The sequence below is a fragment of the Cytobacillus firmus genome (genome assembly GCF_023612095.1).
GTDB lineage: Bacteria > Bacillota > Bacilli > Bacillales > Cytobacillaceae > Cytobacillus.
Genome location: NZ_CP086235.1, coordinates 2,631,110 through 2,656,110 on the forward strand (window position 1 = coordinate 2,631,110; position 25,001 = coordinate 2,656,110).

The following is a 25,001-nucleotide window of genomic DNA, read 5'->3' on the forward strand; positions in this document are numbered from 1 at the left end:
AATTTATTAAAAAAGGGAGAAAGCATTTCTCCCTTTTAAGCTGAAAAGTTATAAATTCCCTCGTCTTTCCTGCTCACGTTCAATAGATTCAAAGAGTGCTTTAAAGTTGCCTTCACCAAACCCTCTGGCACCTTTACGCTGAATGATTTCAATGAATAAGGTCGGACGATCTACGATTGGTTTCGTAAAAATTTGCAGCAGATAGCCTTCGTCATCGCGGTCAACGAGAATATCTAATTCCTTCAATTTGTCTATCTCTTCATCAATTTTCCCTACGCGCTCAGAAAGCATTTCATAATAAGAATCAGGAGTGCTTAAGAACTCTACCCCATTTTTACGGAGGGTGCTGACAGTGCTGACAATATCTTCTGTCAGAATGGCCAAATGCTGTACTCCTGCCCCGTTGTAATATTCAAGGTATTCTTCAATCTGGGATTTGCGCTTCCCTTCAGCAGGCTCGTTAATCGGGAACTTAATTCTGCCGCCATTATGCATAACCTTGGACATTAGTGCGGAATATTCTGTTGTAATGTCTTTATCTGTAAAGTGCTTCATTTCCTTAAAGCCCATTACATTTGCATAATAATTCACCCATTCCTCCATTCTCTCTACATTTCCAACCACATGGTCGACGCCGATAAAACCTGCATCCTCAAATGGCACTTCAGTTTGATAAGGCTCAAAGCCAGGCATGAATACCCCTTTATAATCATTCCGTTCAACAAGTGTATGAATGGTGTCTCCATATGTACCAATCACTGCCTTTTTAACTGTGCCATGTTCATCTTTTATCTCAGCTGGAGGCTGTATTTCGATTGCACCTCTTTCAACCGCTGCTTTGTATGCCTTTTCAACATCATCAACAGTTAATGCTATATCCTTTACTCCATCTCCATGCTTATGAATGAAATTTGAAACTCTGGAACTGTCATTTAACGTTCCTGTGATCACCAGGCGAATCTTTCTCTGCTGAAGGACATAAGAGACTGTTTCTCTATTCCCTGTTTCCAGACCGGAATATGCAACTGGCCTAAAGCCGAAAGCTGTGCAGAAATAATGGCAGGATTGTTTTGCATTTCCTGAATAGATTTCTAAATAATCTACTTCCTTAACAGGAAAAAAATCGGATACCTTTTGCTCATTTAACAATTTTTCATCTTGCATGCTAACCCCTCCGTTTTAATATTAATAATATTTTGAATTTATCATATAGGAAACGTGTAAATGTTCTCAAGAGTTCAAGTTAAAGCTATAATGCACTCCTGTATTAAAGGAAATTACACTTTTACTTTTTGCGTTTTTTTGCTTTGTGGCGGTATGTGAACAGCCAAATTCTTTAAAGCTTCTGCAGCTTCAAGCAACCCTTCATTTATACTTGGATGCGGGTAGTTAGGGAAAATTAAATCTTCATCCCTTGCTCCCATTTCCAATGCAGTAATTCCGGCTGAAATTAGTTCTATTGCTCCGGCCCCTACCATGTGGATACCCAGCAGAACTTGCTTTTCCCTGCAGCTGATCACTTTTATAAACCCATCTTTTTTCCCGCTCAAAGTGCTAAAGCCGTTGGCAGATAATGAGGATACACCAATTTCAATGTCATAGCCCATGTTAATGGCTTCCTGTTCCGTTAACCCGGCACTCGCAATAGGAGGCTGTGTATGTGCTGCAATCGGAATGAAGTGGAAATCTGACTCCGATTTAATTCCCGCAATTGCTTCAGCGGCTGTTTTTCCTTGTTTAATAGCTTTTACAGCAAGAGCAGGACCTTCTGTTACATCACCGACTGCGAAAATATGTTTCTGTGTTGTCCGGCTTTGACAGTCAACCTTTATGAACCCCGCTTCGCATTGCTCCACCCCTATGCGGGAAAGCCCCAGCTGGTCAGTGTTTGGTCTTATGGAAGAAGAAACAAATAGATGTGTGCCTGAAATGCTTTCTCTTCTTCCTTTACTCTCAAAAGCTACGGTTAACATTCCTTCATTATGCTGCAGTTCCAATACTTCCGAATTTCTTATAATGTCTATTTTTTTCTTTTTTAAAATCCTCTTCAGTTCCCGGCAAATGGACTGATCAAAATCAAAATCCTCTTTCCCATCTTCAAAGATCAGAGTCACTTTAGATCCCAAAGCCTGATAAGCCATACCTATTTCGAGGGCAATATAATCACTGCCATAGATTAATAGTTTATCGGGTACTTCACTCAAGTTTGAAATGGAATGCTGATCAAATACCAATTCACTTATTTCTCTGGTCCAAACAGGTTTCTCAGGTCTTCCGCCGGTCGCAATTATGGCATTCTGGAATCGGAAAACATCGAATTGGTCTCCATTTTCGATGCCAATCTTATCTTCTGACAGAAAAAAGGCTGACCCCTTTAGAACTTCAATTTTATTAGCTTGACAGAGGGCTTCAATTCCTGCCCGGAGCTGCTCAATTTTCTGCTGCTTGTATACCTGAAGCTTGTTAAAGTTTAATGATATATTTCCTCCTTCAAGACCCCAGTTTTCCCCTTCCTGAAATGAAGTGAATTTTTCAGCAGACTGTGTAAGGATCTTGGAAGGTATGCAGCCTTTATTTAAACAGATCCCGCCAAGCTGATCCTGTTCAACTAATGTAACATTTCGCCCAAGCTGAGCAGCGCGGATTGCTGCATGATAGCCCCCGGGTCCACCGCCGATTATGATGACATCACGCTCATGTGCCAGTTCACCAACTACCATTTATACCATCTCCAGAACAAGCATTTTCGGATTTTTAATCAATTCGGCAAAACGGTTTGTAAAGCGTACAGCTGTAGCCCCGTCTGCAACTCTATGATCAAAAGACATTGATATATTCATCATTGACCGAATGACAATTTGGTCATCATCGGTCACAACTGGCATCTTTTTTGTTTTATGGAAAGATACCAAAGCGGTTTGCGGATGCTGGATAATTGGAGTCGCTCCAAAGCTTCCACCTAGAGGTCCCACATTGCTGATTGTGAATGTCCCGCCAGATATTTCTTTAACAGAAAGCTTATTTTCCATAGCTTTTTCCGTAAGCTGTTTCATTTCTGCATGAATTTCTCTGATTGTACTATTTTCAACATGCTTAATGACCGGAACGATTAACCCTTCATCCGTATCCACCGCGATACCGATATGATGTTCACCTGCCAAATGGATTTCTTCCTTTTCTTCATGCAGCACTGCATTGAACACAGGAAATTCTTTCAGGCAAATTGATAAAGCCTTCAGGAAAAAGGCTGTAGCAGATATATTTTGGTTTAGAAGCTTAAGCTGTTTTCTGAAAGCAATCAGCTCGGTCACATCAATCTCTTCAAAATGGGTACAATGGGGAATGGTAAAGAGTGATTGAGCCATTTTCATGGCAATCTGCTTTCGTCTGCCCCTAAACGGAATGATTTCTTTCTCAGCAGGAAACCTTTTTATATTTTCATTCAAAGCTGCTTGTTCCTGTCCATCATGGGCCGGCTTTGTCTGAAGGGAAGCTATGTACTGATAGATGTCTTCATCCAAGATACGGCCAGCAGGACCTGTTCCCCTGATTTTCTCAATATCAATGTCATTATCGCGCGCTATTTTTCTTGTGAAAGGAGAGGCAAGAACCCGTTTTTCTTTGAATGCCACAAAAGAATGCTTTTGCTTCTGCGGCGAAGGTGTGTAACCAGGAATAGAAACGGCATTCTCTCTTTCAGCCACTTCCTCACCAGCCGATTCTAAAATTAGAATGGTCGAACCCACTTTAACCGTATCGCCAGGCTGCACTGTAAATTCTTTAATAATGCCTGCTCTCGGGGCAGGTATTTCAGCAGTCATTTTATCTGTCTGTACTTCAACAAGCGGATCGTCAGCTTTGACTGCATCCCCCGGCTTAACTAAAAAGCAATTAATATCTGCTTCCGTCATTCCTTCACCAATATCGTGCAGTTTCACCTCCACGGCTTCCCCTCCTAAAACTTCATTACTTTTTCTATTGCATGCTGAATCCTTGCCGGAGTTGGCAGGTAATGGTCCTCAAAACCAAAGTATGGAACTGGCGCGTCAAATCCAGTCACCCGTTCAACAGGTGCTTTCTGATATAAAAAGGATGTATCATTAATGATGGCAAGCACATCATTTCCGACTCCGCCGGTGGCATGCGCTTCATGGACAATAACCGTTCTCCCTGTCTTTTGGACAGATTCTGCAATTATGTCTTTATCCAGCGGAAATAGGGTTCTTAAATCAATGACATCACAATGTACGTTATTTTCTTTCATCTGCTTTGCCGCTTTCATAGCCTCCGGCACCATGGCTCCCCACGTGATGACCGTAATATCGTCCCCATCCATGAGTTTTTTTCCTTTTCCTATTTCAACCGTATACTTCCCTTCAGGCACTTCCTCTCTGGCCGAACGATAGCAGCGCATCGGCTCAAGAAACAGTACCGGATCCGGGTCTTCAATCGCAGCAATCAATAGTCCTTTGGCATCATAAGGGCTGGATGGGCAGACGACCTTGATGCCGGGCATGTGTGTGAAAATAGCTTCTGTTGAATCACAGTGAATTTCTGGAGCCCTAACCCCCGCTCCATATGGAGCCCTTATTACCATCGGTACAGTAAAATGTCCCATTGTCCGCATCCGGAGCCTTGAAGCATGAGTCATGATTTGTTCATATGCAGGATAGATAAAGCCGAGAAATTGAATTTCGATCACCGGCAAAAATCCATTAACAGCCATTCCAATCCCCGCTCCGACAAAACCGGCTTCACTTAAAGGCGTATCGATAACACGGCCTTCGCCGTACTTAGCCTGGAGGCCATCGGTTGCACGGAATACTCCGCCGTTCCTGCCGATATCCTCGCCCAGCAGCAAAACCTCTTCCTTTTCATTTAGCATGGTATCTAAAGCATCCGTAATAGCTTGCACTAATGTCATGGTTTTAGCTCCAACTGCTGTTTTCATTATCGGCCGCCTCCAATCTGCTTCAGATATTCTTCTTTTTGCTGCTTGATTTGCCAAGTAGGCTCAGCAAAGACATGATCAAAAATAACCGCTGGATCTGCAGGAGGAAAATCTTCCATTTCAGCTACAGCTTTATCTATTTCAGCTGCTGCTTCCTCTTCTATTGCCTGTTGCCATTTTTCATCAAATATTCCTTCATTTTTCATCCAGCGCTCCAGCCTTAAAATAGGGTCAGTCTCCTGTCTTCTGCTATTGCTTTCCGATTGATCGCGGTATTTGGATGGATCATCTGCTGTAGTGTGTGCACCATATCTCCATGTCACGGCTTCAATTAGTGTCGGCCCTTCACCTTTACGGGCCCGCTCTAAGGCTTTCAGTGTTTCAAAATAAACCATGAAAACATCATTCCCATCGATCCTGACTCCCGGAATATCATATGCCAGGGCTTTCTGGGCAATCGTTTTTGTATTCATCTGCTTCTCAAACGGAACAGAAATGGCGTATTGATTGTTCTGATTAAAAAAGACAACCGGAGCTTTAAATACGCTGGCGAAATTTAAGCCTTCATGGAAATCTCCTTCTGAGGTGGCACCATCGCCAAAATAAGCAATAGCAGCATTGGCAGTGCCTTTTTTCCTTTCAGCGAATGCGGCTCCTGCTGCATGAGGGATCTGTGTCGCAATCGGAATGCCTGGTGGGAAAACCTTCTTTCCCTCAGGCGGCACACACCCTTCATTTCTTCCGTTCCAAAACAACAGGATGTTTCGCAGTGAGTGGCCAAAAGTCATAGCTGCTCCGTGGTCGCGATAGGTAGGAAACATCCAATCGTTCTCCCTCAGCGCAACAGCAGTTCCGACCTGGGAAGCCTCCTGTCCTTCATAAGGAGCATATGTGCCTATCCTGCCCTGCCGCTGAAGTGATATAGCTTTACGGTCAAACGTACGGATTCTAACCATATGTCTATAAAACTCTTTTGCAAGCTTTTCAGTTACTTCTTCTTTATATTCTGAATTGATGGTCGTTCCATTTTCGTCCATTATTCGCCTGATCGGAAAGTGATTTTCCATCTTCTCACCCTTTGGCTGGTAAATTATTTTAATTACTTTTATAAGGTACAAATATTGTTATCCAAGCAAAAAAAATTAGGTTCTTACTGCCCACTTCGGGCGTTTCATATGGGAGAAAAAGCTGTTTCTGCGTGTACGTGCTTCAATGCGGCTCTCGCAGAATTGGTTGGATGCTTCAACTGTTGTAATTCCATTTGCTTCAGCATGTTCGTAGATGTTCAGAAGAGAGTTATAAATAGCTTTCGTTTTGCGGAGTACCCTTTCTTTATTAGGTGTATATAATTCATCTGCGACCTGGATTAATCCCCCTGCATTTACAATATAATCGGGAGCATATAAAATTCCCTTATCTTTAAGGATTTGGCCATGGCGCATATCCATTAGCTGGTTATTGGCAGAGCCAACGATTGCTTTTACTTTAAGCAGGTCGATTGTGTCATCATTAATGATGCCGCCCATTGCACAAGGAACAAAAAAGTCGGCCTTGGCCTCATATATCTCATTGCTGGATAAAACCTTCACACCGGCCCCAATTTCTTTCGCCTTGCTGAGAAGCTGGTCGATTGCCTGCTGGCTGATATCTGTCACAAATAAATCTGCACCTTCCTCCAGCAGTCTTTCTGCGACTTTATATCCAACCTTGCCAAGTCCCTGGATCGCATAACTTTTGCCTGAAAGGTCATCTGTTCCGCTCAGTGCTTTATTTGTTGCCTGCAGGCCGTAAATTACACCCTGAGCCGTTGGGACGGAAGAATCTCCGCTTCCCCCATAAACCTCATCAACCCCCACAATGCAATTCGTTTCCTTTAGAGCATGAACGAAATCCTCTGTAGAAGTACCCATGTCTGTTCCTGTATAGAAGCGTCCGTTCAGTGATTCAACAAATTGGCCAAAAGCCCGGAACAGCTCAGGCGTTTTATCTTTTAATGGATCCCCGATAATGACAGCCTTCCCGCCTCCGAAGTCACAATCACTAGCAGCACATTTATAGGTCATGCCTTTTGATAATCGGAGGACATCCTCAAGGGCATCATCAACGCTTTGGTACGGATACATGCGGCAGCCTCCCAATGCCGGCCCCAGCCTTGTGCTGTGGATAGCAATGATTGCCTTTAGTCCGGTAGATTCATCGTTGCAGAATACCACCTGTTCATGGTCTTTAATTTTTTGAAACATATCTGTCATTTCATTCTCCCCTTTATATATGATAGCGCTTACAATAGAATTAATTAAAATCCCTTTTCTGTGGCTCTGATACTGTTATTCTTTTAATCTTTCTTTAACAGCTCTGCAATCCTGCTTTTCTTCAGAATCACCTGTTTGACTTCACCTTCGCCAGCAAGTTTTTCTCCATTATGGACGGTAACAGTTGAGTAGACTGCATTTCCTGCAAGCTTGGATACTGTAGCTGTAATAACAAGAGGGGATCCTTCAGGCGATGGAGATAAATGCCTGGCTGAAACAGCTCCACCCATCCCTTCTTCTTCCTCATCCAAATAGGGGGTGATCAGGAGTCGGGATGCCCACTCCATGTGATAGATCATGGTTACAGTGGAATAGACAGGATGAATGACCTCTCCTTCAAATTGTGCGAACATCTCAGGGGTTACCACTGCACGGATAACTGCCTGGTTCCCAATCTGCAGCCCAGGTTTCATAACACCCCTCCCTTTTTGACAATAATATGTATGACGTTTATTTAACGATATGATACCATTACGTTAAATGAATAGTCAATAAATTGTAAAAACTTTAAAAATTCTTTTGATTCGATTCCATGTAAAAAGGATTAACCGGCAAATTGGCTAATCCTTTTATTATTCTAAGAAAGCAATGCACGATCACTTGCCATTTTTGTTCCGCGGATTCGCTGAAATTCATTCAATAGCTGTTCAATTGTCAGATGCTGTTTCTGCCCATCATCTACTTCAAGTATAATCTGGCCTTTATCCATCATAATCAGCCTGTTTCCTAAATCCAGCGCCTGCTGCATATTATGAGTGACCATTAAGGTTGTTAAATTGTACTTTTGAACAATTTCTTTTGTGAGATTTGTAATAAGCTCTGCACGTGCCGGATCCAGAGCTGCTGTATGTTCATCCAGTAAAAGAATGGAAGGCTCTGTAAAGGTTGCCATTAATAATGAAAGTGCCTGCCGTTCTCCTCCTGATAATAGACCGACCTTAGCATTTAAACGGTTTTCAAGGCCAAGATGAAGGCTCTCAAGAACTTCACGGAAATAGTCTCTGCGCTTTTTCGTCACTCCTTTTCGTAAAGTTCTTGTTTTATTCCTTGAATACGCCATGGCCAGATTTTCTTCAATTGTCATGGACGGGGCAGTGCCAGCCATCGGATCCTGAAAAACCCTGCCTATCAGCTTTGAACGGTTATATTCCGACATGCCTGTGACATTTTGACTGTCGATAAACACAGACCCAACGTCAGGAAGCATGACGCCCGAGATAATATTCATTAAAGTGGATTTCCCTGCCCCATTACTTCCGATGACGGTGACAAAGTCTCCCTCGTTCAATGTAAGATTGATCGTATCAAGTGCGATTTTTTCATCTGGTGTCCCTTCATTGAAGACTTTATGAATCTGATTTAATTGCAGCACCAGCCTCACCCTTTCTGCCTGATGGCAATTCACTTATGTTCATGCTTCCTGCCAGTCTTTTAGCTTTCCGTTTCTTCTCCTTCGTGCGGTCAATAATCTTCGGCATTATTAATGCAAGGATGACGATTGTTGCTGTAATAAGCTTCATATCACCCGGCTCCAGAAACTCTACCCTTAGCGCCATAGTAACGACGATACGATAAATTATTGCTCCGCCAATAACCGCTAAAGTCGTTCTGGCAATTGTTTTTGTTCCGAACAAAGCTTCACCGATGATAACTGAAGCCAGTCCGATAATAATCATTCCGATACCCATACCAACATCGGCGAATCCTCCCTGCTGGGCAATCAGTGCTCCTGAGAAAGCGACCATTGCATTGGAGAGGCCCAGCCCCAAAATCACCATCATGTTGGTATTGGCGGAAAGACTGCGGATCATCCTCTTGTTGTCACCTGTTGCCCTTAAAGCTAAACCAATCTCAGTTTTAAGAAAGCGATCGGTTAAAAATTTTATAGCCAATGTGACAACTAACATAAAGAGAATAATGCCCCATGTTCTCGGGAGGCTGTCGCCCAGCCCTACCATGGATAAAATAGCATTGAAAAAAGAATCGATTCCTGTTTTATCCCAGAAATCTCTTACATGTGTAATGGCTGTTTCTGTGTTCAGGAGGGGAACATTTGATTTACCCATAATACGAAGGTTTATCGAATACAGAGCAATCATCATCAGGATTCCTGATAACAGAGCATTAATCTTTCCGAAAGTATGAATAATACCCGTAAGGCAGCCGGCAATAAAACCGGCAAATAATGCAGTGACTGTAGCAAAAAAAGGATTAGCCCCGCTGACAATCATGGTTGCAGCTACAGCCGCTCCAGTCACAAAACTTCCATCGACCGTTAAATCCGGAAAGTCAAGAACCCTGAACGAAAGATATACTCCAAGTGCCATTATTGCGTAGATAATTCCTGACTCGAATGCACCGAATATCGCTGTAAACACTAAGAATCACACCCTTTATTTTGTTTTAGCTTAAAAAGCAGCCGGCCGGATATTTACGTTTCCAGCCGGCGGATTTTTTACTCTTCAAAGAACTCTGCGAAATCAGCCCATTCCTCTTTTACTTCCAGCCCCTGTGCTTCAGCTGCTTTTTTATTGATGACCAGTTTCAGGCTTCCAGGAAGCTCCACCGGAATTTCAGAAGGCTTCTTGTTTCCTTTTAAGATTTCAGCTGCCATTTTGCCTGTCTGGTAACCCAGATCATAGTAGTTGAATCCGCTGGCTGCTATAGCTCCGCGTTTCATGGAATCAAGCTCACCGACGAATAAAGGAATCTTTTTGCTGTCAGCGACAGAGATAACGGATTCAAGAGCCGATACAACCGTATTATCCGTTGGGACATAGATGGCATCCACTCTGCCAACAAGGGAGTCGGCAGCCTGTTTAACTTCAGCAGAGGTTGAAACAGATGCTTCAACAATCTTGGCTCCTTTTGGTTCTGCAAGTTCTTTTACCTGTTTCACCTGAACCTCGGAATTTTGCTCCCGGAATTATAGATGATGCCAATATTTTTAACACCCGCTTCATCAATCATAAAATCAATGGTTTTAGAAGTTCCTTCCGGGTGGTTATCCGTTGTGCCTGTAATATTGTCTCCAGGCTGATCGAATGATTTAACAAGACCGGCTCCAACAGGGTCTGTAACAGATGTAAAGAGAATTGGAATGTCTTTAGTCGCATTAAGAGCACTAACAGCACTTGGAGTGGCATTTGCAAAAATCATATCCACTTTATCGCCGACAAAGTTATTAGCGATCGTCTGGGTATTGTTCATATCAGCCTGAGCATTTTGGAAATCAAATTTTACATTATCGCCTTCTTTGAATCCTTCATCTTCCAAAGCTTTTTTAAATCCCTCTGTAGCTGCATCCAGGGAAGGATGCTCGACAAATTGTGTGATGCCAATAGTGTACTGCTTCTTTTCATTTCCTTCTGAGGAAGAACCACTCGATTTCTCCTGTCCACAGCCGCTCAAAACAAGCATGCCTGCAGCCATTAATAAAGAAAAAGCTTTCAACGATTTTTTCATTATATGACCCCCTATACTACTTTATTTAACTATCAGCTTGCTGATAGCTTATACCCTTTATGTATACGCTTACATGAGAAGTAAATAAATGGTTATTACCATTTATATGATATTTACTTTAGATATCGTAAATACAACGTTATATTAACACCCTGAGCTCAAGAGTGTCAATAATATTCTAAAAATTTGATATATTTTAATAAATCGTTTTAACAAAAAAGCAAGCAGGTGTGAAACCCTGCTTGCTAATTTAATAGCTTCATAGCCTTTTGAAGCTGAAGATCCGCATCCTCTATCATTTTTTCCAGAAGTTCCTTTACGCTCGGGAGATCACAAATCAGGCCGGCTATTTGCCCGCTGTTCATAAAACCTTCCTCGCCGTTCCCACTTATTGCTCCAACTTTATGATAATCTTCAGAAGTTAGTTTATTAAACTCATCAAGAGAGATCCCTTGTTTTTCGTAATCCAGCAATTTATTGGCATAACCGGTGGAAAGCACTCTTCGTATCCTGCCAACTGAACGCCCCACAATAAGGGTTTCATGATCAGATGCTTCAATGATTTTCTTTTTATACTCCGGATGAAATGGCGCCTCTTTGGTTGCTATGAATCTGGTGCCCATTTGTACACCGCTCGCCCCCAGAGCAAGCATGGCGGCAAGCCCCTTGCCATCACCGATTCCTCCAGCTGCCACGACAGGAACTGAGACCTGGCCTATTATTTGAGGGATCAATACGAGTGTAGTGGTTTCAAGAGCACTATTGATTCCAGCTGCCTCATACCCTTCCGCCGCAATGATATCAGCTCCTGCTGCCTCTGCTTTCAGCGCCTGTCTTACAGAAGCGGCCACTGTAATGACCTTCACTCCATTTTCATGCATCTTAGGTATAAAAGGGGCAGGATTTCCAGCCGAAAGGGATACTGCAGGAATCTTATGTTTAATGATAAGGGATAAGATTTCCTTAACATACGGGGAAACACTTAAGGCAATGTTAACGGCAAATGGCTTATCTGTTAAACTCTTAGTTTCTACTATTATCTTCTCAACTTCCTCCGGAGGCATTGTTCCTGCTCCGATCGTGCCAAGCCCGCCGGCTTCAGAGACGGCGGCTGTCAAAATGGCGTTGCTGATATTCCCCATGCCGCCCTGAATGATTGGATATTTAATATTTAAAATGTTGGTTAATCTATTCAACTAAACTCCTCCTTCGTTAAAATAATGTTATATTAATTTCATCAATTTGACAATTAGAGAAATACGAGAAAAAGAGCCATCCTGCTTCATATGCAGAAGAATGGCTCTTTTTTTACTCAACCATGTAAGGGTGATTTAATGCGTCATAATCAGCAGCTCTGTTTTTCAGTTCATTTCCTTCTTTAAAAACACTTTCAAAGAATCTGGATGCAGGTTCTGCCAATTCTTTATAATATTCACTGAATAAGGCAGCAGCATGACTGCCCAGCCACTTTTCAGGAAGAAGCTCTTCAGGGAGTCCAGGATCATAAAATAAAAATTTTCGGTATTCATGCACAAGCTTCGTTCTTTCTACGAAACATTCTGCATCAGTCATATTTCCCTTCAGGATCTTATTTTTATCAATGATATATTTCTGGCTGTATTGGGAAATAAACTCCTGGTATTTCTCATTGATTTCTGTCAGGTTCCAGCTTTTTTCTACAATTTCGATATTTTTATGCGGACCTGCATATCGGGCAATAAAGAAATCGACATAGTCGGCAATATCATATTTCTCAATCAAATCAAATACTTGTTTCTCAAGATTATTAGCAGAGATCCAGCAGCTGCTGGACATGGATCCAAAACCGCTCCATACAAGCTCCTTGCGCAATTCATCTCTCACATTGCGTATTTCCTCCGGGATGGTATACATAAGGATGCGCCACTCGCCATCCCACTCCTCAGGCTTTAATTTAAAAATACGCTTAGCCGCTTCCTCAATCCTTTTCTGGCCTCTTGGCGTTAAGGAATAATAGCTTTTATTGCCGATCTTGTCTGCACTCACCCAGCCCTGCTTATTCATTCGTGAAATAGCGGCTCTGACAGACTGGTCATTGTGGCCAAATTCACTTAATAGCTTTATAAGGCTGCCAATCCAAATTTTGCTTCCATAATGTGAAATATAATCACCATAAAGTGTGAAAATCATTGATCTTGTATTCAACTTGCCTTCATCCTCATTTCATCATGCCGGTTGAACGGAAAAATTTCGTTATATAGTATTGTACTAAAGTTAGGCAGGTTTGAAAACTTTTTCGGTATACTAAATAATTGCCTTCATAGATCAGCACTACAATCGTTTAAAACAAAGACCATAAAGTATAGTTCCTCTATGGTCAGCGCTCAACAATGGTCGATATTCCCTGCCCGACACCCACACACATCGTTGCAAGGCCATATTTAGAATTCCTGCGCTTCATCTCATGCAATAAAGTTGTCAGGATACGTGCGCCGCTCGCCCCAAGCGGATGGCCAAATGCAATCGCTCCCCCATTCACGTTTACCCGTTCCGGATCTGCTCCAAGTTCTTTGATGCAGGCGAGAGATTGTGAAGCAAACGCTTCATTTAATTCAGTTAAATCTATATCGCTCATGGCAAGTCCCGCCCTCTTTAAGGCTTTCTGAGTGGAATAAACAGGACCTGCTCCCATAATCGACGGCTCAAGCCCTGCTGCTGCGGAAACTATATAAGTTCCAAGGGGCTTTAATCCCAGTTCACGGGCTTTTTCCTCTGACATCAGCAGCAATGCAGAGGCACCATCGTTAACCCCTGAAGCATTGCCTGCAGTTACAGTACCGCCCTGAAAAATGGGTTTTAAACTTGAGAGCTTTTCATAAGATGTTTCCGGACGGGGATGCTCATCATGTGAAATCGTAATTTCCTTCCCTTTTTTATCCATGTATGTAACTGGGATGATTTCATTGTCAAATAAGCCTTTTTCAATTGCTGATTTTGCCTTCTTCTGGCTTTCAAGAGCAAACCGGTCCTGCTCTTCACGGGAAATACCATACCTCTCTGCAACATTTTCTGCGGTCTTGGGCATGCTTTCAGCACCATACATAGTCTCAAGCCTGCTGTTTGTAAAACGCCAGCCTATGGTTGTGTCGAACATTTCCATATTCCCTCTTGGATACTCGCTGCTCGGCTTTGCCATGACAAATGGTGCCCGGGTCATGCTTTCAGTTCCGCCTGCAATAAAAACATCTCCTTCTCCCGCTAAAATAGCGCGTGCAGCATAATTTACAGCATCTAAACCAGAACCGCAAAGCCGATTAACCGTTGAAGCAGCCACTTCGACAGGCAAACCGGCGAGCAAAGCTGCCATCCTGGCGACATTGCGGTTATCTTCTCCTGCCTGATTTGCATTTCCCAATATGACCTCTTCAATTTCTGCAGGGTTCACCATGGGATTTCTATCCAGCAGGGCCTTAATAACGATGGCTCCCAAATCATCGGGACGAATATCCTTTAACGCACCTTTATATCTTCCTATCGGAGTCCGGACTGCATCCACGATTACTGCTTTTCTCATTGCCTGACACCCTCCTTTGCAGTGTAATCATAAACGCCTCTGCCCGTTTTGCGTCCAAGCCTGCCAGCTTTCACATATTGTTCAAGGAGGGGTGCCGGCCGGTATTTTTCACCCAGCTTGCTGTGAAGGTATTTTAAATTATTCAGGCGCGTATCGAGGCCGACAAGGTCGCCCAGTTCAAACGGGCCCATTGGATAATTCAACCCAAGCTTAATGGCTTTATCAATATCTTCAGGAGTGCCGAGACCTTCCTGCAGCATATAAAATGCTTCATTCCCCACGAGCGCGCTGATCCTGCTCGTCACGAAGCCCGGAAACTCATTTATGACGACTGATTCTTTTCCCATCTGCTCGGCAGCATGTTTTATTAACTGTGCTGTTTCTTCGCTCGTTTCAAGCCCTTTAATAATTTCTACAAGCGGCATTTTATGAACGGGATTAAAGAAATGCATGGCAATCACTTTGTCCGGGCGATTGGTAAAGGATCCAATCTCAGTTGGACTCATGGTAGAGGTGTTTGTTGCAAAACAGCAATGCTTTGAAGCGTGCTGATCAATCACTTCAAAAATATTTTTCTTTATATCCAGCACTTCAGGGACTGCTTCAATAACAAGATCTGCTTTACTTACATGCTGTGCAAGACTTACAGAATAATTAAGACGGTTCTTGCTTTCTTCCATATCAGCGGCTGTAATTTTATTCCTCGCGAGTCCTTTTTCAAAGATGCTGTCAATCTCTTTTTCCGCCCGGATTAATTGCTCCTGGCTGATATCTACAAGGGTTGTATGGAAGCCCCCGACTGCACTGACATACGCAATCCCGCGCCCCATGACACCTGAACCGATCACGACAATATTTTTCAAGGTATAATCCCCCTTTCAGTTTAAAAAAAGACGAGCACCCGATACGAGATGCTCGCAAACCATATAACGGGCAAATATTCTAAAAGTAATTCTAGTTTTATCGCAGTTTAACTGGCAGTAAGACCCCCACTGATTGAAGTTTCACTTTATCGTTTTACAATGGCTATTTCCCTTGAAACACAGGCTTCCGCTTTTGCATAAATGCCGCTACACCCTCTTTATGATCAAGAGTTAAGCCTGCAATCCGCTGTCCTTGTGCATCCCGCTCCAGACTATCTTCCAGAGTGGATTCCCAGCTCGCTTTCAGATTTTTCTTGATTACGGCAATCGCTGCTGTCGGCATACTGGCAAGCCTTTCTGCAAAAGCAGTTATTTCAGCCTGCCATTTCTCCATAGGAATTACCTTTGTAGCAAGGCCTAGATCTTTGGCTTCCTCTGCATTAATTTTTTCACCGAGCACTGCAAGCTCCATGGCTTTGGCATGACCGATCAGCTTAGGCAGAAAGTATAGATTTCCGGCGTCAGGCACCAGCCCGACATGAATAAAGGCTTCTAAAAAACTGGCTTTTTCAGATAGGAGCCTAAAATCGCAGGCTAACGCAAGACTCATGCCGGCACCTGCTGCCACCCCATTAACTGCTGCGATAATAGGTTTCTCGCATCTATGAATCTCCATCACCATCGGATTATAGAACCTCCGGAGAACCTCTCCATGATCCATGTCCTCATTTACACCCTGAAGATCCTGGCCGGAGCAGAATGCCCGGCCTTCACCAGTAATGACAAGACATCTGACTTCTTTATCCCTTCCAGCCTGTTTTACGGACTGCTGAACCTCTTTATTCAGCTGTTCGGTGAACGCATTCAGCTTATCCGGCCGGTTTAATGTAATCCATGCTACACCGTTTCCGACCTCGTATTTTACGGTTTCAAACATTCGCTATGTACACCTCCTCTACTTTCCTTTAAAATGAGGCTTGCGTTTTTCAATAAAGGCATTCATTCCTTCTTTTTGATCTTCTGTCGAGAATAATAGATAAAAATTCTTTCTTTCGAATTCCATTCCTTCATTTAAAGGAGTGTCAACCGCCTTTAAGACCGCTTCTTTTATAAGACGTATAGCGATTGGCGCCTGGCTGGAAATTTGCTCAGCCGCTTTCATTGTTTCTTCCAGCAGAAGTTCTTCTGCTATAAGCTGGTTGACGATGCCATGGTGAAGGGCTTCTCTCGCCGAGATTCTTTTGCCGGTAAAAAGCCATTCCATTGCTTTCGTTTTTCCGACAAGCTTAGTTAGCCTTTGCGTGCCGCCAGCACCAGGCATAACGCCCAGGTTCACTTCCGGAAATCCAAATTCCGCGTTATCCGCCGCATAAAGCAAGTCACAGCATAACGCAAGCTCAAAGCCTCCACCAAGGGCAAATCCCTGTACCGCGCCAATTATCGGTTTCTTAATCATGGCAAGGCGATCCCAATCTTTAAATTGATTGCGAAGCTCAAAATCGATTGCATGATCATTTGCCATTTCATCAATATCTGCCCCGGCTGCAAAGGCTCTTCCATTGCCGCTTAATACGATGGCCTTGACGCTTGAGTCTGCCTCAAAGCCCTCCATCGCTGCAAGAATCTCTGAAACCATCGTGCGGTTTATTGCATTTAGAACCTTGGGCCGGTTCAAAGCGATTAAACCAAGTTTTCCCTGCTGTGAAACTTCAATAGTTTCATAGCTTTTACTCATCTGCTTCCTCACCGATCATAAGTGTGATAATATCACCTGCAAATTTCATGGCGTCTTTGCCTGATGCCTTGCCTTCGTCTGTTCTCATGGCTTCCTGCAATGCTTCATGGCTGTCATAGTACATTTCGCACATCAAATAGTACTTTCCTTCGCCTCCCATAGGGCTGCCCACAATTTTTGTAACTTCCATTTTGCGGAGACCCGGAATTTTGGCTGTAAGAGGCGCGTGCGTATTAAAATAATGATCATCAAATGCCTCCTTATTTTCAGGATGCTTATAAAGAGCGATTAATTTTACCATTTGTCAACTTCCTCTCCATTTTTAATAGTTTTAAGTTTTGGATTTTATTTTTAAAAAAAGCCTGCTACATCATTGTCGATACTGGTTTCATAGCTTCAAAAGGGTTCCTGCAGGATTTGCAGTATAAGATGCTGCGGCAGGCTGTAGGGCCAAAAAGGTTATCCATCGTCGTGTATGCGGACCCGCAAAAAGGACAATCCACATGCCATTCGCCCGTTTCACTTATGAATTTTGGAGGTGGCGCGATCCCGAATTCCTTAAGCTTTATCCTGCCGGCCTCCGTTACCCGGTCAGACGTCCATGGCGGATGATAGATAAACTGGACTTCTATTTTTTTAAAAATCCCTGCTTTCCCCAGCTCGCGTTCAACGTTTTTTTGAATAATATCCAGGGCAGGGCATCCCATAAAAGTAGGCAGGAGTTTAACCAAAACGGACTGGCCCTCCGCCTTAATCTGTTCTACCATTCCTAAATCAACGATTGAAATGGTATCTATTTCAGGGTCTTTAACATTATGAAGCGCTTCTAACGCGGTTTTTATCAATATTTGATCCTGCTCCATTTACATCACCCTTTAGAAAACTTACCAGCTTGCAGCCGGATTTATATTATACACCTCGCTCAAAGTGGACAATGCGTCATCCAGGTCGGCAGTATGCTCTCCTATTCGTCCATTTCCAGTCTTCATAGCAAGGTCCGCTTCTGAGACTGCCAGCTTGACAGATTCAAAAACAGGCTTCATGATAAACAGCCAGCGCTGCTTTAAAACTTCTTCCTTTTCAATGAGGCCATGTTCACCCATTTCTTTTGCCAGGGGCCCCAAATTCAGAACTCCTTCGAAATCCGCTAAGACCTTCCCAATGGCCGCTTCCATTCTCGTTCTGGCTTCTCCGCCAGCCTGCATCAGCTGTATGAACCATGTTTTCCAGTGAAGAAGGTGGTAATAAAGCTCCATATTGACCTTTAATGCCACCTCGGCTAAAGGCTGATAAGAAGAGTTTTTCAGAGATTCCAATCTGATTTTTTTCGCTTGGGAATAAAAATAATTCCTTACAACCGCAAATGCCCAGTCATATTGTGCTGAAGACAAGTAATGACCAGGGCCATTTACCAATTCTAAAAGGACAGCATTTCGCCTTTCAGATGCTTCTCTTGCATGTGCAAGACTGTCTGCATTGCCTTCTCCGAGATCAGCCAGCAGCTGATAAAACATAGCCGCATGGCCCATGGTATCCTGGCTGATGGATGAAAAGGCGACATCCTCCTCTATATGTGGCGCCAGACCAAGCCATTCTGAACCCCGGTAGGCAAGGATGAAATCATCGTCAGCCAGCTGATACAATAATGATGTCAGTGCCGGTTTAATCTTAGCGTCGATTGGCATATTTCCTGCTGGCTCAGTCATCTTTTTTCATCCCTCCCCATGAAAGAATCTCCTTTTCATCAAGCATTTCCTGCTCATAGTGGCGCCACTTTTTCTTCAGATATCCATATCCTTTTGTAGTGCGGTATTCTTTGTTATCCAGACGCTGAAGTGATTGCTTTTCTTCCGGCGTCAGCTTCCGTATATCAGAGCGTTTGACCACCCAGATATCAGCAACCGCCTCTCTCCTCATAAAATTTTCCTGCGCCATGACGAGTGCAAGCTCCCGATTTGGCGCCAGCAGGGAAAATTGATATTGCAGAGGCGAGGTATCGGTTCTTTGACTAAAAACTTCAAATTCCTGATAGAATCCTTCGTTACCCAAAGGTACCCCTCCCATCTGAACAGTTTAATTTGCAGTATTGAGAGCTTCGCGCACCCACTTGTTAGTATCATAAGCAGTGCGTCGGAGGCCGAGCCGCTCCTGAGATTTTGGCCCATTATTTTTAATAATGTCCTTAAACCTATTCCAATCAGGCTGCTTATAAATCCACAGCTCCCGCTCCTGATCGAAATGCATCGTCTCGTCCGGCAGAGTGAGGCCAAGCGAGAGAACGCGGGGAATATATTTTGTAAAAAAGTCCTGTCTTAAATCTTCGTTCGTCTTTGTTCGAATTTTGTATTTTATCGTTGTATCCTGTTTCGAAGTTCCTGTTGTAGAGGCATCACCCGGGCCAAAGAACATTAACAGCGCTTCCCACCAGCGGTTAACGGCATCCTGAACCATCGCTCTTTGCTCGTCGGTTCCTTCCGCCAGCGCCATGATGATGGCTTCACCATGCTGGGCATGAAAAACCTCTTCTGCACAAATTCTCTTAAGTGCTCTTGCATAAGGGCCGTATGAGGCGTTAAGCATATTGGTCTGGGTAATGATTGCTGCACCGTCAACCAGCCAGCCAATCAGACCGGCATCTCCCCATGTAGGGGCTTCCATATGAAAGACATTATGGAACTTCAGTTTGCCGCTGAATAAATCCTGCATAATATCTTCACGGGTTTTGCCTAGAGGTTTCATTAAGTCCTCTGCAACACGAAGCAGCAGCTGACCATGTCCCATCTCATCCTGCACCTTCGCCATGATCCCCAGCTTGCGTTTTAAAGAAGGGGCTTTCGGCACCCATTCCTTTTCAGGAAGTGCTCCCATAATTTCACTGATTCCATGCATTGAAATTAATTTGATTAATGTCATACGATAATCTTCCGGCATCCAATCATCCGCTTCAATTTTTTCTCCTGCATTAATGCGCTTCATGAACTGCTCATATTTTTGTTCTTCCGTCATCTCTTGAAAGAAAAGAGCTTCTGACATGTGTTTCACCCCCAGTGAGTTTAAAATAATTCATTCAGGTAACTGAATTTACCATGGCCTGATTAACAACCCTGACAGCTTTCCCTTCCGATCTCGGCAGCGTTTTGGGCGGATGGAGAACAAGTCTGAAGGTAATAAAGCAGTTTTGTTTCAATGCTTCCTGAATCTTCTTTTTTACGAATTCCGCTTCCCCCATATCCCTATAAAACTCTTCGCCCCATTCAGCATGAAGCTCTAAAGCTTTTAAGCTTCCCTTTTTATGCACGTGGATCTGATAATGAGGAGCAAGCTCCGGCATCTGAAGAATACACCGCTCAATTTCGGACGGAAAGACGTTTACACCATTTACATTGAGCATATCGTCGATTCGGCCTTTCACACGGCTCATGCGGATCGTGGTTCTTCCGCACGCACATTTCTCTTTTGAAAGGGAGGCGATGTCCCCGGTCCGATAGCGGATGACAGGAAAAGCTTCCTTCGTTAAACTGGTAAAAACAAGCTCACCTTCTTCTCCATTTGGAAGCGGTGTCATTTTTATTGGATCGATCACCTCTGCAAAAAAGTGATCCTCTGCAATGTGCAGCCCATCCTGAGCTTCATGGCATTCCATGGCTACACCTGGTCCCAGAACTTCACTCAGCCCATAAATATCGCATGCTTTAATCCCAAGTTTAGCTTCAAGCGCTTTCCGCATTTCTTCAGACCAGGGTTCAGCCCCAAATATCCCAAATTTTAATGAGGTACTTGCCGGGTCGATTCCCCGCTCCTCCATCTTCTCTGCTAAATTCAAAATATATGAAGGAGTTCCGCAAATAACCTCCGGCTTAAAGTCCTGAATCAGCATAATTTGTCTCTCTGTATTTCCTCCAGAAACAGGTACGGTTGCCATGCCAAGCTGTTCGCTGCCATAATGCAGGCCCAATCCGCCGGTAAACAGCCCGTAGCCATAAGCATTATGCAATATCTGACCAGGTTCACCTCCTCCTAAGGAGATTGCCCTGGCTATCAGATTGCTCCACATTTCGATGTCATTCCGGGTGTAGCCCACTACAGTCGGCTTTCCGCTCGTTCCTGAAGAAGCGTGCAGACGCACAATTTCTTTTTTATCCACAGCAAAAAGCCCGAATGGGTAATGTTCCCGCAAATCTGCTTTCACAGTAAAGGGCAGCTTTTGAATATCATCCAGGCTGGAAACGTCTTGAGGCGCAATATTACTTTCCAAAAACTTTTTCTGATAAAAAAGCACATGGTTATATACTCTCTCCACTGTCTGCCTGAGCCGGTCCAGCTGCAATTCCTCTATCTTATCGCGGCTTTCCGTTTCAATATCATGCAGAATCAAGACATGACCTCCCAGAATATTAGGATAATAATTTAATATAACGTTTAAATATCGTTAGATAAAATAAGTGTTATATATTTAACACAAAGATACCGTGTAAACAGGAAAAAGTCAACTTATTTTCTGAAAATTTACTTATTTATTCTAAAGTTAATAAAAAGACCTAGCCCATATATAATAAAGGGCTAGGTAAAAATTCTCAGGACCATTCTTTTAACTTATTCACTATGTTATTCTTCCATTTAGATATTAATGGCTCTTCACCTTTTGCTGTTTTTTGTTTCTGCCATTCGTTATAGCTTGCTGCAGAAATTAGAATAGAGCCGGCAATTAAAAGGTACGCCCACCAAGGGAGGTTCCCCCAATATGGTCTGGTTTGAAGCAGTACATTCAGGAGCAGAACCCCGGAACCTACAAAGAAATAAGACTTTATCCTCCAAAAAGTGCCAGCAAGCATCGAGATCAGAGAGAGCGTGCCGACTATAAGTGCATCATAAACCGTATTACTTGCAAGGCCATCCTGTACAAGCAGCAAGGATACTGCTATGAGAACTCCCCACTGAATTTTACTGGTCAGCTTAGAGTACTTCCCTTTCAGGACTTTCCTGATAAATATAATCAGTATGATCCAAGGGAGAACATATGCCTCTCTTATAACAAGATCCGGTATTTCAATAATCCTTAATATACTATAATATGGCTCCAGTAATACTGCTCCTGCCAGCAATTCAGGCAGCCTATAGTATTTGGATGTCACTCTGTTCCTTTGTAAAAATAAAAATGCGCTAATCAGTAGTCCAGGGAGAACTTCCGCCCATAGGGAAACCGCCGGAAAAAGATAAGCGGTAAGCAAAAATAGCAGGGAAATAATTGTGTAGCTATCAGCTTTTTTGCCCATGAAAATTTTGGCATATACCATCTTGCCGATGAAAACCGCAGCCATGCCGAAGCCTGCGGCAATCATAATTTTCATATCTGGAGCAATACCGTTAATGAATAGGAATTTAAGTACTGCTGCATACAGTAAAACCAATGGAATAACACCTAATATATCAAGCCTGGTTCTATGCATATATAAGTTTATCCCTGCTGCGTAGATAATAGTTACGATAAACGGGAGAACTCCAAAGGGATATGACGCCAGAAAAGCCAATAGCCCCATCACAGACCAGGGTATAAAAAAGTAAACACTCCTCTGTTTATCCTGAGTTTTACCAGTCATCCAGAATATGAGTACCGCACAGCTGACTGATAATATGGCATACTCACTATAGCTCTCCTCCCAAATATGCTCCATCCCTGTCAAAATCACCATAAACAAAGTTATAAATGAGCTGTAAAGGAATATTTTTACTTTCCACTCATTAGCAGAAACCTTGAAACTGATCCAATAGACTGCCAGGGTGGCTATAAATGGCCAGATACTATTTTCCCTATAAAGGAAAAATGTCAGGATCATGGCAAAAGGCATGAAGATATGGCCAATCCAGCTAAACCCTCTAGCCAGGACAACGTCTTTTTTTGATATATAAAAAGCCGAACCAAGGAGGATCCATGCCCCTAAAGGAAATTGAACCCAATTAAAAAATGTAATGTTAAATGGTAAACCAATCAAAATCATAAAGTAAGCAAAAAGTGAAATCGATGCTGTCACAAACGGAATCCAGCTTTGCTTATGGAATTGATACAGGGCAAGGTACATTGCTATACCGCCTATAAATACTGCAGGTCTCATCCAAACTTCATTGATCGTCAAAGCAGTGGCAGTAAACAGTGAGATTGTATAAAATCCCAGCGAAATTAAAAACACGTTTTTGGCTTGAGTTTGGTGCCCTTTCTTAGAAAGAATGACATAAAGGATAAGGAGGGCTATACTTGCCATTACGGTATTCATGGCCATACCCAGCTCATTCTGATAAAAGCTTGAATAACTTCGCAGATGTTCACCATAAAACATAAAGGCAAACCCGATTGTCAATGGAGTAGCCCAGGGAATCGTTTCTGTATAAAAGATTCTATTTTCAGCCTTATTCATGAGGTACAGCACAAAGCTGAAGATTAATAGCATGGTGCCTGCAGCAAGCCAATCGAGAAGTCCTGCAGCTATTACAGCCGCAAACAGCATAATACTGACTGCCACATCGCGTGAGCTTGATTCCACGACTTTTAAGAACGGATATTTAAGCAGATACCCTAAACTGATAAAAAGCACAAAGCCAATGATGAAAACAGGTATAGATAGATTGGTGAACGGGATGGCTTTATCCAGCATAAGAACTGCTTGGAATAGGGCAGAAGCTAAAAACACAGGTGCCAGGTAAGCAAACAGCCTGTTTCCCATAATATTTGCCAAATATATAAACTGCCCCGCGAGTATTGTATAAGCCAGCAGCAGTGATACAGAGGGTTCCCCGGCCGTTAATAGGATTCCTTCGATTGAAATATAAAGAAAAGCAAGTATCGAAACTCCTGCACTGGTCAGTCTGAAAATCTTCTCCCAGGAATATTGCTTATCCATAACCATAGGAACAAACAGAAAACCAATTCCTGCTAGCGCATAGAAAACCGGGCCAGCTGCATCTAACATACTATTTTCAATCAGCTGATAGGCACCATAGACAATCAGTAAGCTGAAGACGAAATGAAACTCCTTCCTGCCTGTTACATACACCATCGATAAATACACAGCTGCAGTCAGCAGGATATTCACACTGTAAAAAACATGGCTATTGAAAAAGACAAGCATCAATAAAGTAGAGATCACTAAATTGATTTGAGCAAAGTAAACCAGTTCTTTCGAAAACAATTTAAGATTGGCATGCTTTTTCATGCGATGATAAGCTGCAGACAGAAGAGCATTGAAAACCATCAATCCAAGATAAAAGCTGTCATTTTCATGGCTGAATGCTGCCAGGGTATAACCAGCACATGCAGTCATGGCAAAATAAGCAAACCAGACAAAAAGACGTGAGCCCAGTTTATGTGCAAATACACAATACACTGGAAAGATCATTAAACTGCCAGCCGTTCCAAGTATATAGCGTCCTTCCCCATAAAAAGAAAGATACGGGCCAAGTAGTTCAAACCAGCCGACAGACAAAATAAATATGGGCAAAAATAAACTTCCAAGTACAATGAAAGCAAATGATGTTCTTTCAATTTTCAGCAGCTTTCCGGAAATAAACGCAAAGCCATAGAAAAGAAGGGAAACCACTGCAATGGATGCACTTTTCATGAAATTCGACATTGTCGCCCAGTTGCTTGTTGCCACAAAAAGTCCGCCGATCAGGAGCAGGATGACTCCAATATTCAGCAGCCAGGAAATGTTTCTTTCACGGATTTCTTCCTGAGATACCTTCTTTTTCAAAGTTTCTTTTGCCGGCAGAATAGCCTTTTGTCTATTTTCTTCTGCAGCTTTTGCCGCCTGAATGTGCTCTCTTTTCAGCTCTTCAAGGTCCTGATAGTACTGATGATGGGCTTTTAGAGTCATTTCATAATGTTCTGATGAAATATAGTCCTTCTCTTTCAATTTACTGAGTTCAGCATGAAATATGTCGTGATGATATTTTTCTGTTTGTGGGTTCAAGGGATCCACCTCTTTTAGATAGAATAATATTCGCTTGGTTCTATTAGTGTAATATTACACATTTTGAACACATAAATCAATCCCTATTTTAGCACTTATTACTTCGCAAGGAGCTTTATACAAACTTTATTTAATTATAGGAAAAAATGGTGTAATAAGGA

Annotated in this window: 22 protein-coding genes and 1 pseudogene; all 23 read right to left on the minus strand. The window is 42.9% G+C overall.

The genetic code is table 11. The annotated features are described in order from the left end of the window. Nucleotides 1-48: 48 nt before the first annotated feature. Nucleotides 49-1,164 (minus strand): 4-hydroxyphenylpyruvate dioxygenase, encoded by a 1,116-nt coding sequence (gene hppD, locus LLY41_RS13355; RefSeq protein ID WP_304585596.1) that lies wholly within the window; start codon nucleotides 1,162-1,164, stop codon nucleotides 49-51. Nucleotides 1,165-1,277: 113 nt separating this feature from the next. Further along, nucleotides 1,278-2,720: a dihydrolipoyl dehydrogenase gene (gene lpdA / locus LLY41_RS13360; protein ID WP_095242633.1), complete on the minus strand. Its 1,443-nt coding sequence runs from the start codon at nucleotides 2,718-2,720 to the stop codon at nucleotides 1,278-1,280. Further along, nucleotides 2,721-3,944 (minus strand): dihydrolipoamide acetyltransferase family protein, encoded by a 1,224-nt coding sequence (locus LLY41_RS13365; protein WP_304585597.1) that lies wholly within the window; start codon nucleotides 3,942-3,944, stop codon nucleotides 2,721-2,723. Between the two features lie 11 nt (nucleotides 3,945-3,955). Beyond that, on the minus strand, nucleotides 3,956-4,951 hold the full coding sequence (locus LLY41_RS13370) for an alpha-ketoacid dehydrogenase subunit beta (protein ID WP_095242631.1): 996 nt from the start codon (nucleotides 4,949-4,951) through the stop codon (nucleotides 3,956-3,958). Then, a complete protein-coding gene (gene pdhA, locus LLY41_RS13375; RefSeq protein ID WP_304585598.1) occupies nucleotides 4,951-6,018 on the minus strand; it encodes a pyruvate dehydrogenase (acetyl-transferring) E1 component subunit alpha in 1,068 nt (355 codons plus the stop codon). The genes LLY41_RS13370 and pdhA overlap by 1 nt, the downstream gene beginning before the upstream one ends. A gap of 75 nt (nucleotides 6,019-6,093) precedes the next feature. Then, nucleotides 6,094-7,203 (minus strand): Leu/Phe/Val dehydrogenase, encoded by a 1,110-nt coding sequence (locus tag LLY41_RS13380; RefSeq protein ID WP_304585599.1) that lies wholly within the window; start codon nucleotides 7,201-7,203, stop codon nucleotides 6,094-6,096. Between the two features lie 83 nt (nucleotides 7,204-7,286). Then, nucleotides 7,287-7,676 (minus strand): thioesterase family protein, encoded by a 390-nt coding sequence (locus LLY41_RS13385; protein WP_095242629.1) that lies wholly within the window; start codon nucleotides 7,674-7,676, stop codon nucleotides 7,287-7,289. A gap of 164 nt (nucleotides 7,677-7,840) precedes the next feature. After that, nucleotides 7,841-8,635, minus strand: coding sequence for an ABC transporter ATP-binding protein (locus LLY41_RS13390; RefSeq protein WP_095242628.1), 795 nt, complete (start codon nucleotides 8,633-8,635; stop codon nucleotides 7,841-7,843). Further along, entirely contained in the window at nucleotides 8,610-9,641 is a 1,032-nt protein-coding gene (locus LLY41_RS13395; protein WP_095242627.1) for an ABC transporter permease, read from the minus strand. The genes LLY41_RS13390 and LLY41_RS13395 overlap by 26 nt, the downstream gene beginning before the upstream one ends. Before the next feature lie 77 nt (nucleotides 9,642-9,718). Next, nucleotides 9,719-10,728 (minus strand): annotated as a pseudogene (locus tag LLY41_RS13400) (ABC transporter substrate-binding protein). 245 nt (nucleotides 10,729-10,973) lie between these two features. Continuing rightward, nucleotides 10,974-11,924: an NAD(P)H-dependent flavin oxidoreductase gene (locus tag LLY41_RS13405; protein ID WP_304585600.1), complete on the minus strand. Its 951-nt coding sequence runs from the start codon at nucleotides 11,922-11,924 to the stop codon at nucleotides 10,974-10,976. 112 nt (nucleotides 11,925-12,036) lie between these two features. After that, entirely contained in the window at nucleotides 12,037-12,912 is an 876-nt protein-coding gene (gene paaX / locus LLY41_RS13410) for a phenylacetic acid degradation operon negative regulatory protein PaaX (RefSeq protein WP_304585601.1), read from the minus strand. A 172-nt stretch (nucleotides 12,913-13,084) separates the two neighbouring features. After that, nucleotides 13,085-14,281 carry a thiolase family protein gene (locus LLY41_RS13415; RefSeq protein ID WP_304585602.1) on the minus strand — a complete coding sequence of 399 codons (1,197 nt, stop codon included), beginning with the start codon at nucleotides 14,279-14,281 and terminating at the stop codon, nucleotides 13,085-13,087. Continuing rightward, nucleotides 14,278-15,144, minus strand: a complete 867-nt coding sequence (locus LLY41_RS13420) for a 3-hydroxyacyl-CoA dehydrogenase (RefSeq protein WP_304585603.1) — start codon at nucleotides 15,142-15,144, stop codon at nucleotides 14,278-14,280. Before LLY41_RS13420 ends, LLY41_RS13415 begins: the two co-directional genes overlap by 4 nt. 163 nt (nucleotides 15,145-15,307) lie before the next feature. Further along, nucleotides 15,308-16,081, minus strand: a complete 774-nt coding sequence (locus LLY41_RS13425) for an enoyl-CoA hydratase-related protein (protein ID WP_304585604.1) — start codon at nucleotides 16,079-16,081, stop codon at nucleotides 15,308-15,310. Between the two features lie 18 nt (nucleotides 16,082-16,099). After that, a complete protein-coding gene (locus LLY41_RS13430) occupies nucleotides 16,100-16,879 on the minus strand; it encodes an enoyl-CoA hydratase-related protein (RefSeq protein ID WP_095242620.1) in 780 nt (259 codons plus the stop codon). Further along, entirely contained in the window at nucleotides 16,872-17,180 is a 309-nt protein-coding gene (locus LLY41_RS13435; protein WP_009334759.1) for an EthD family reductase, read from the minus strand. The genes LLY41_RS13430 and LLY41_RS13435 overlap by 8 nt, the downstream gene beginning before the upstream one ends. 64 nt (nucleotides 17,181-17,244) lie before the next feature. After that, nucleotides 17,245-17,742, minus strand: coding sequence for a 1,2-phenylacetyl-CoA epoxidase subunit PaaD (paaD, locus tag LLY41_RS13440; protein WP_304585605.1), 498 nt, complete (start codon nucleotides 17,740-17,742; stop codon nucleotides 17,245-17,247). 21 nt (nucleotides 17,743-17,763) lie between these two features. Then, entirely contained in the window at nucleotides 17,764-18,585 is an 822-nt protein-coding gene (gene paaC, locus LLY41_RS13445) for a 1,2-phenylacetyl-CoA epoxidase subunit PaaC (protein ID WP_304585606.1), read from the minus strand. Then, nucleotides 18,578-18,928, minus strand: a complete 351-nt coding sequence (gene paaB, locus LLY41_RS13450) for a 1,2-phenylacetyl-CoA epoxidase subunit PaaB (protein WP_095242617.1) — start codon at nucleotides 18,926-18,928, stop codon at nucleotides 18,578-18,580. Before paaB ends, paaC begins: the two co-directional genes overlap by 8 nt. 24 nt (nucleotides 18,929-18,952) lie before the next feature. Beyond that, the gene (gene paaA, locus LLY41_RS13455; protein ID WP_095242616.1) at nucleotides 18,953-19,912 is read right to left on the minus strand and encodes a 1,2-phenylacetyl-CoA epoxidase subunit PaaA; all 960 of its coding nucleotides are present in this window, start codon (nucleotides 19,910-19,912) and stop codon (nucleotides 18,953-18,955) included. A 34-nt stretch (nucleotides 19,913-19,946) separates the two neighbouring features. Next, on the minus strand, nucleotides 19,947-21,254 hold the full coding sequence (locus tag LLY41_RS13460) for a phenylacetate--CoA ligase family protein (protein ID WP_304585607.1): 1,308 nt from the start codon (nucleotides 21,252-21,254) through the stop codon (nucleotides 19,947-19,949). Nucleotides 21,255-21,453: 199 nt separating this feature from the next. Next, nucleotides 21,454-24,840: a hypothetical protein gene (locus LLY41_RS13465; RefSeq protein ID WP_304585608.1), complete on the minus strand. Its 3,387-nt coding sequence runs from the start codon at nucleotides 24,838-24,840 to the stop codon at nucleotides 21,454-21,456. Nucleotides 24,841-25,001 lie beyond the last annotated feature (161 nt).

Bases quoted from the DNA above. Each gene is read 5' to 3' on its own strand.
- LLY41_RS13415 (WP_304585602.1), bottom strand. From the start codon at position 14,281: ATGAGAAAAGCAGTAATCGTGGATGCAGTCCGGACTCCGATAGGAAGA.
- LLY41_RS13380 (WP_304585599.1), bottom strand. From the start codon at position 7,203: ATGACAGATATGTTTCAAAAAATTAAAGACCATGAACAGGTGGTATTC.
- LLY41_RS13425 (WP_304585604.1), bottom strand. From the start codon at position 16,081: ATGTTTGAAACCGTAAAATACGAGGTCGGAAACGGTGTAGCATGGATT.
- paaA (WP_095242616.1), bottom strand. From the start codon at position 19,912: ATGTCAGAAGCTCTTTTCTTTCAAGAGATGACGGAAGAACAAAAATAT.
- LLY41_RS13430 (WP_095242620.1), bottom strand. From the start codon at position 16,879: ATGAGTAAAAGCTATGAAACTATTGAAGTTTCACAGCAGGGAAAACTT.
- hppD (WP_304585596.1), bottom strand. From the start codon at position 1,164: ATGCAAGATGAAAAATTGTTAAATGAGCAAAAGGTATCCGATTTTTTT.
- paaD (WP_304585605.1), bottom strand. From the start codon at position 17,742: ATGGAGCAGGATCAAATATTGATAAAAACCGCGTTAGAAGCGCTTCAT.
- lpdA (WP_095242633.1), bottom strand. From the start codon at position 2,720: ATGGTAGTTGGTGAACTGGCACATGAGCGTGATGTCATCATAATCGGC.
- pdhA (WP_304585598.1), bottom strand. From the start codon at position 6,018: ATGGAAAATCACTTTCCGATCAGGCGAATAATGGACGAAAATGGAACG.
- LLY41_RS13370 (WP_095242631.1), bottom strand. From the start codon at position 4,951: ATGAAAACAGCAGTTGGAGCTAAAACCATGACATTAGTGCAAGCTATT.
- LLY41_RS13435 (WP_009334759.1), bottom strand. From the start codon at position 17,180: ATGGTAAAATTAATCGCTCTTTATAAGCATCCTGAAAATAAGGAGGCA.
- LLY41_RS13385 (WP_095242629.1), bottom strand. From the start codon at position 7,676: ATGAAACCTGGGCTGCAGATTGGGAACCAGGCAGTTATCCGTGCAGTG.
- paaC (WP_304585606.1), bottom strand. From the start codon at position 18,585: ATGACTGAGCCAGCAGGAAATATGCCAATCGACGCTAAGATTAAACCG.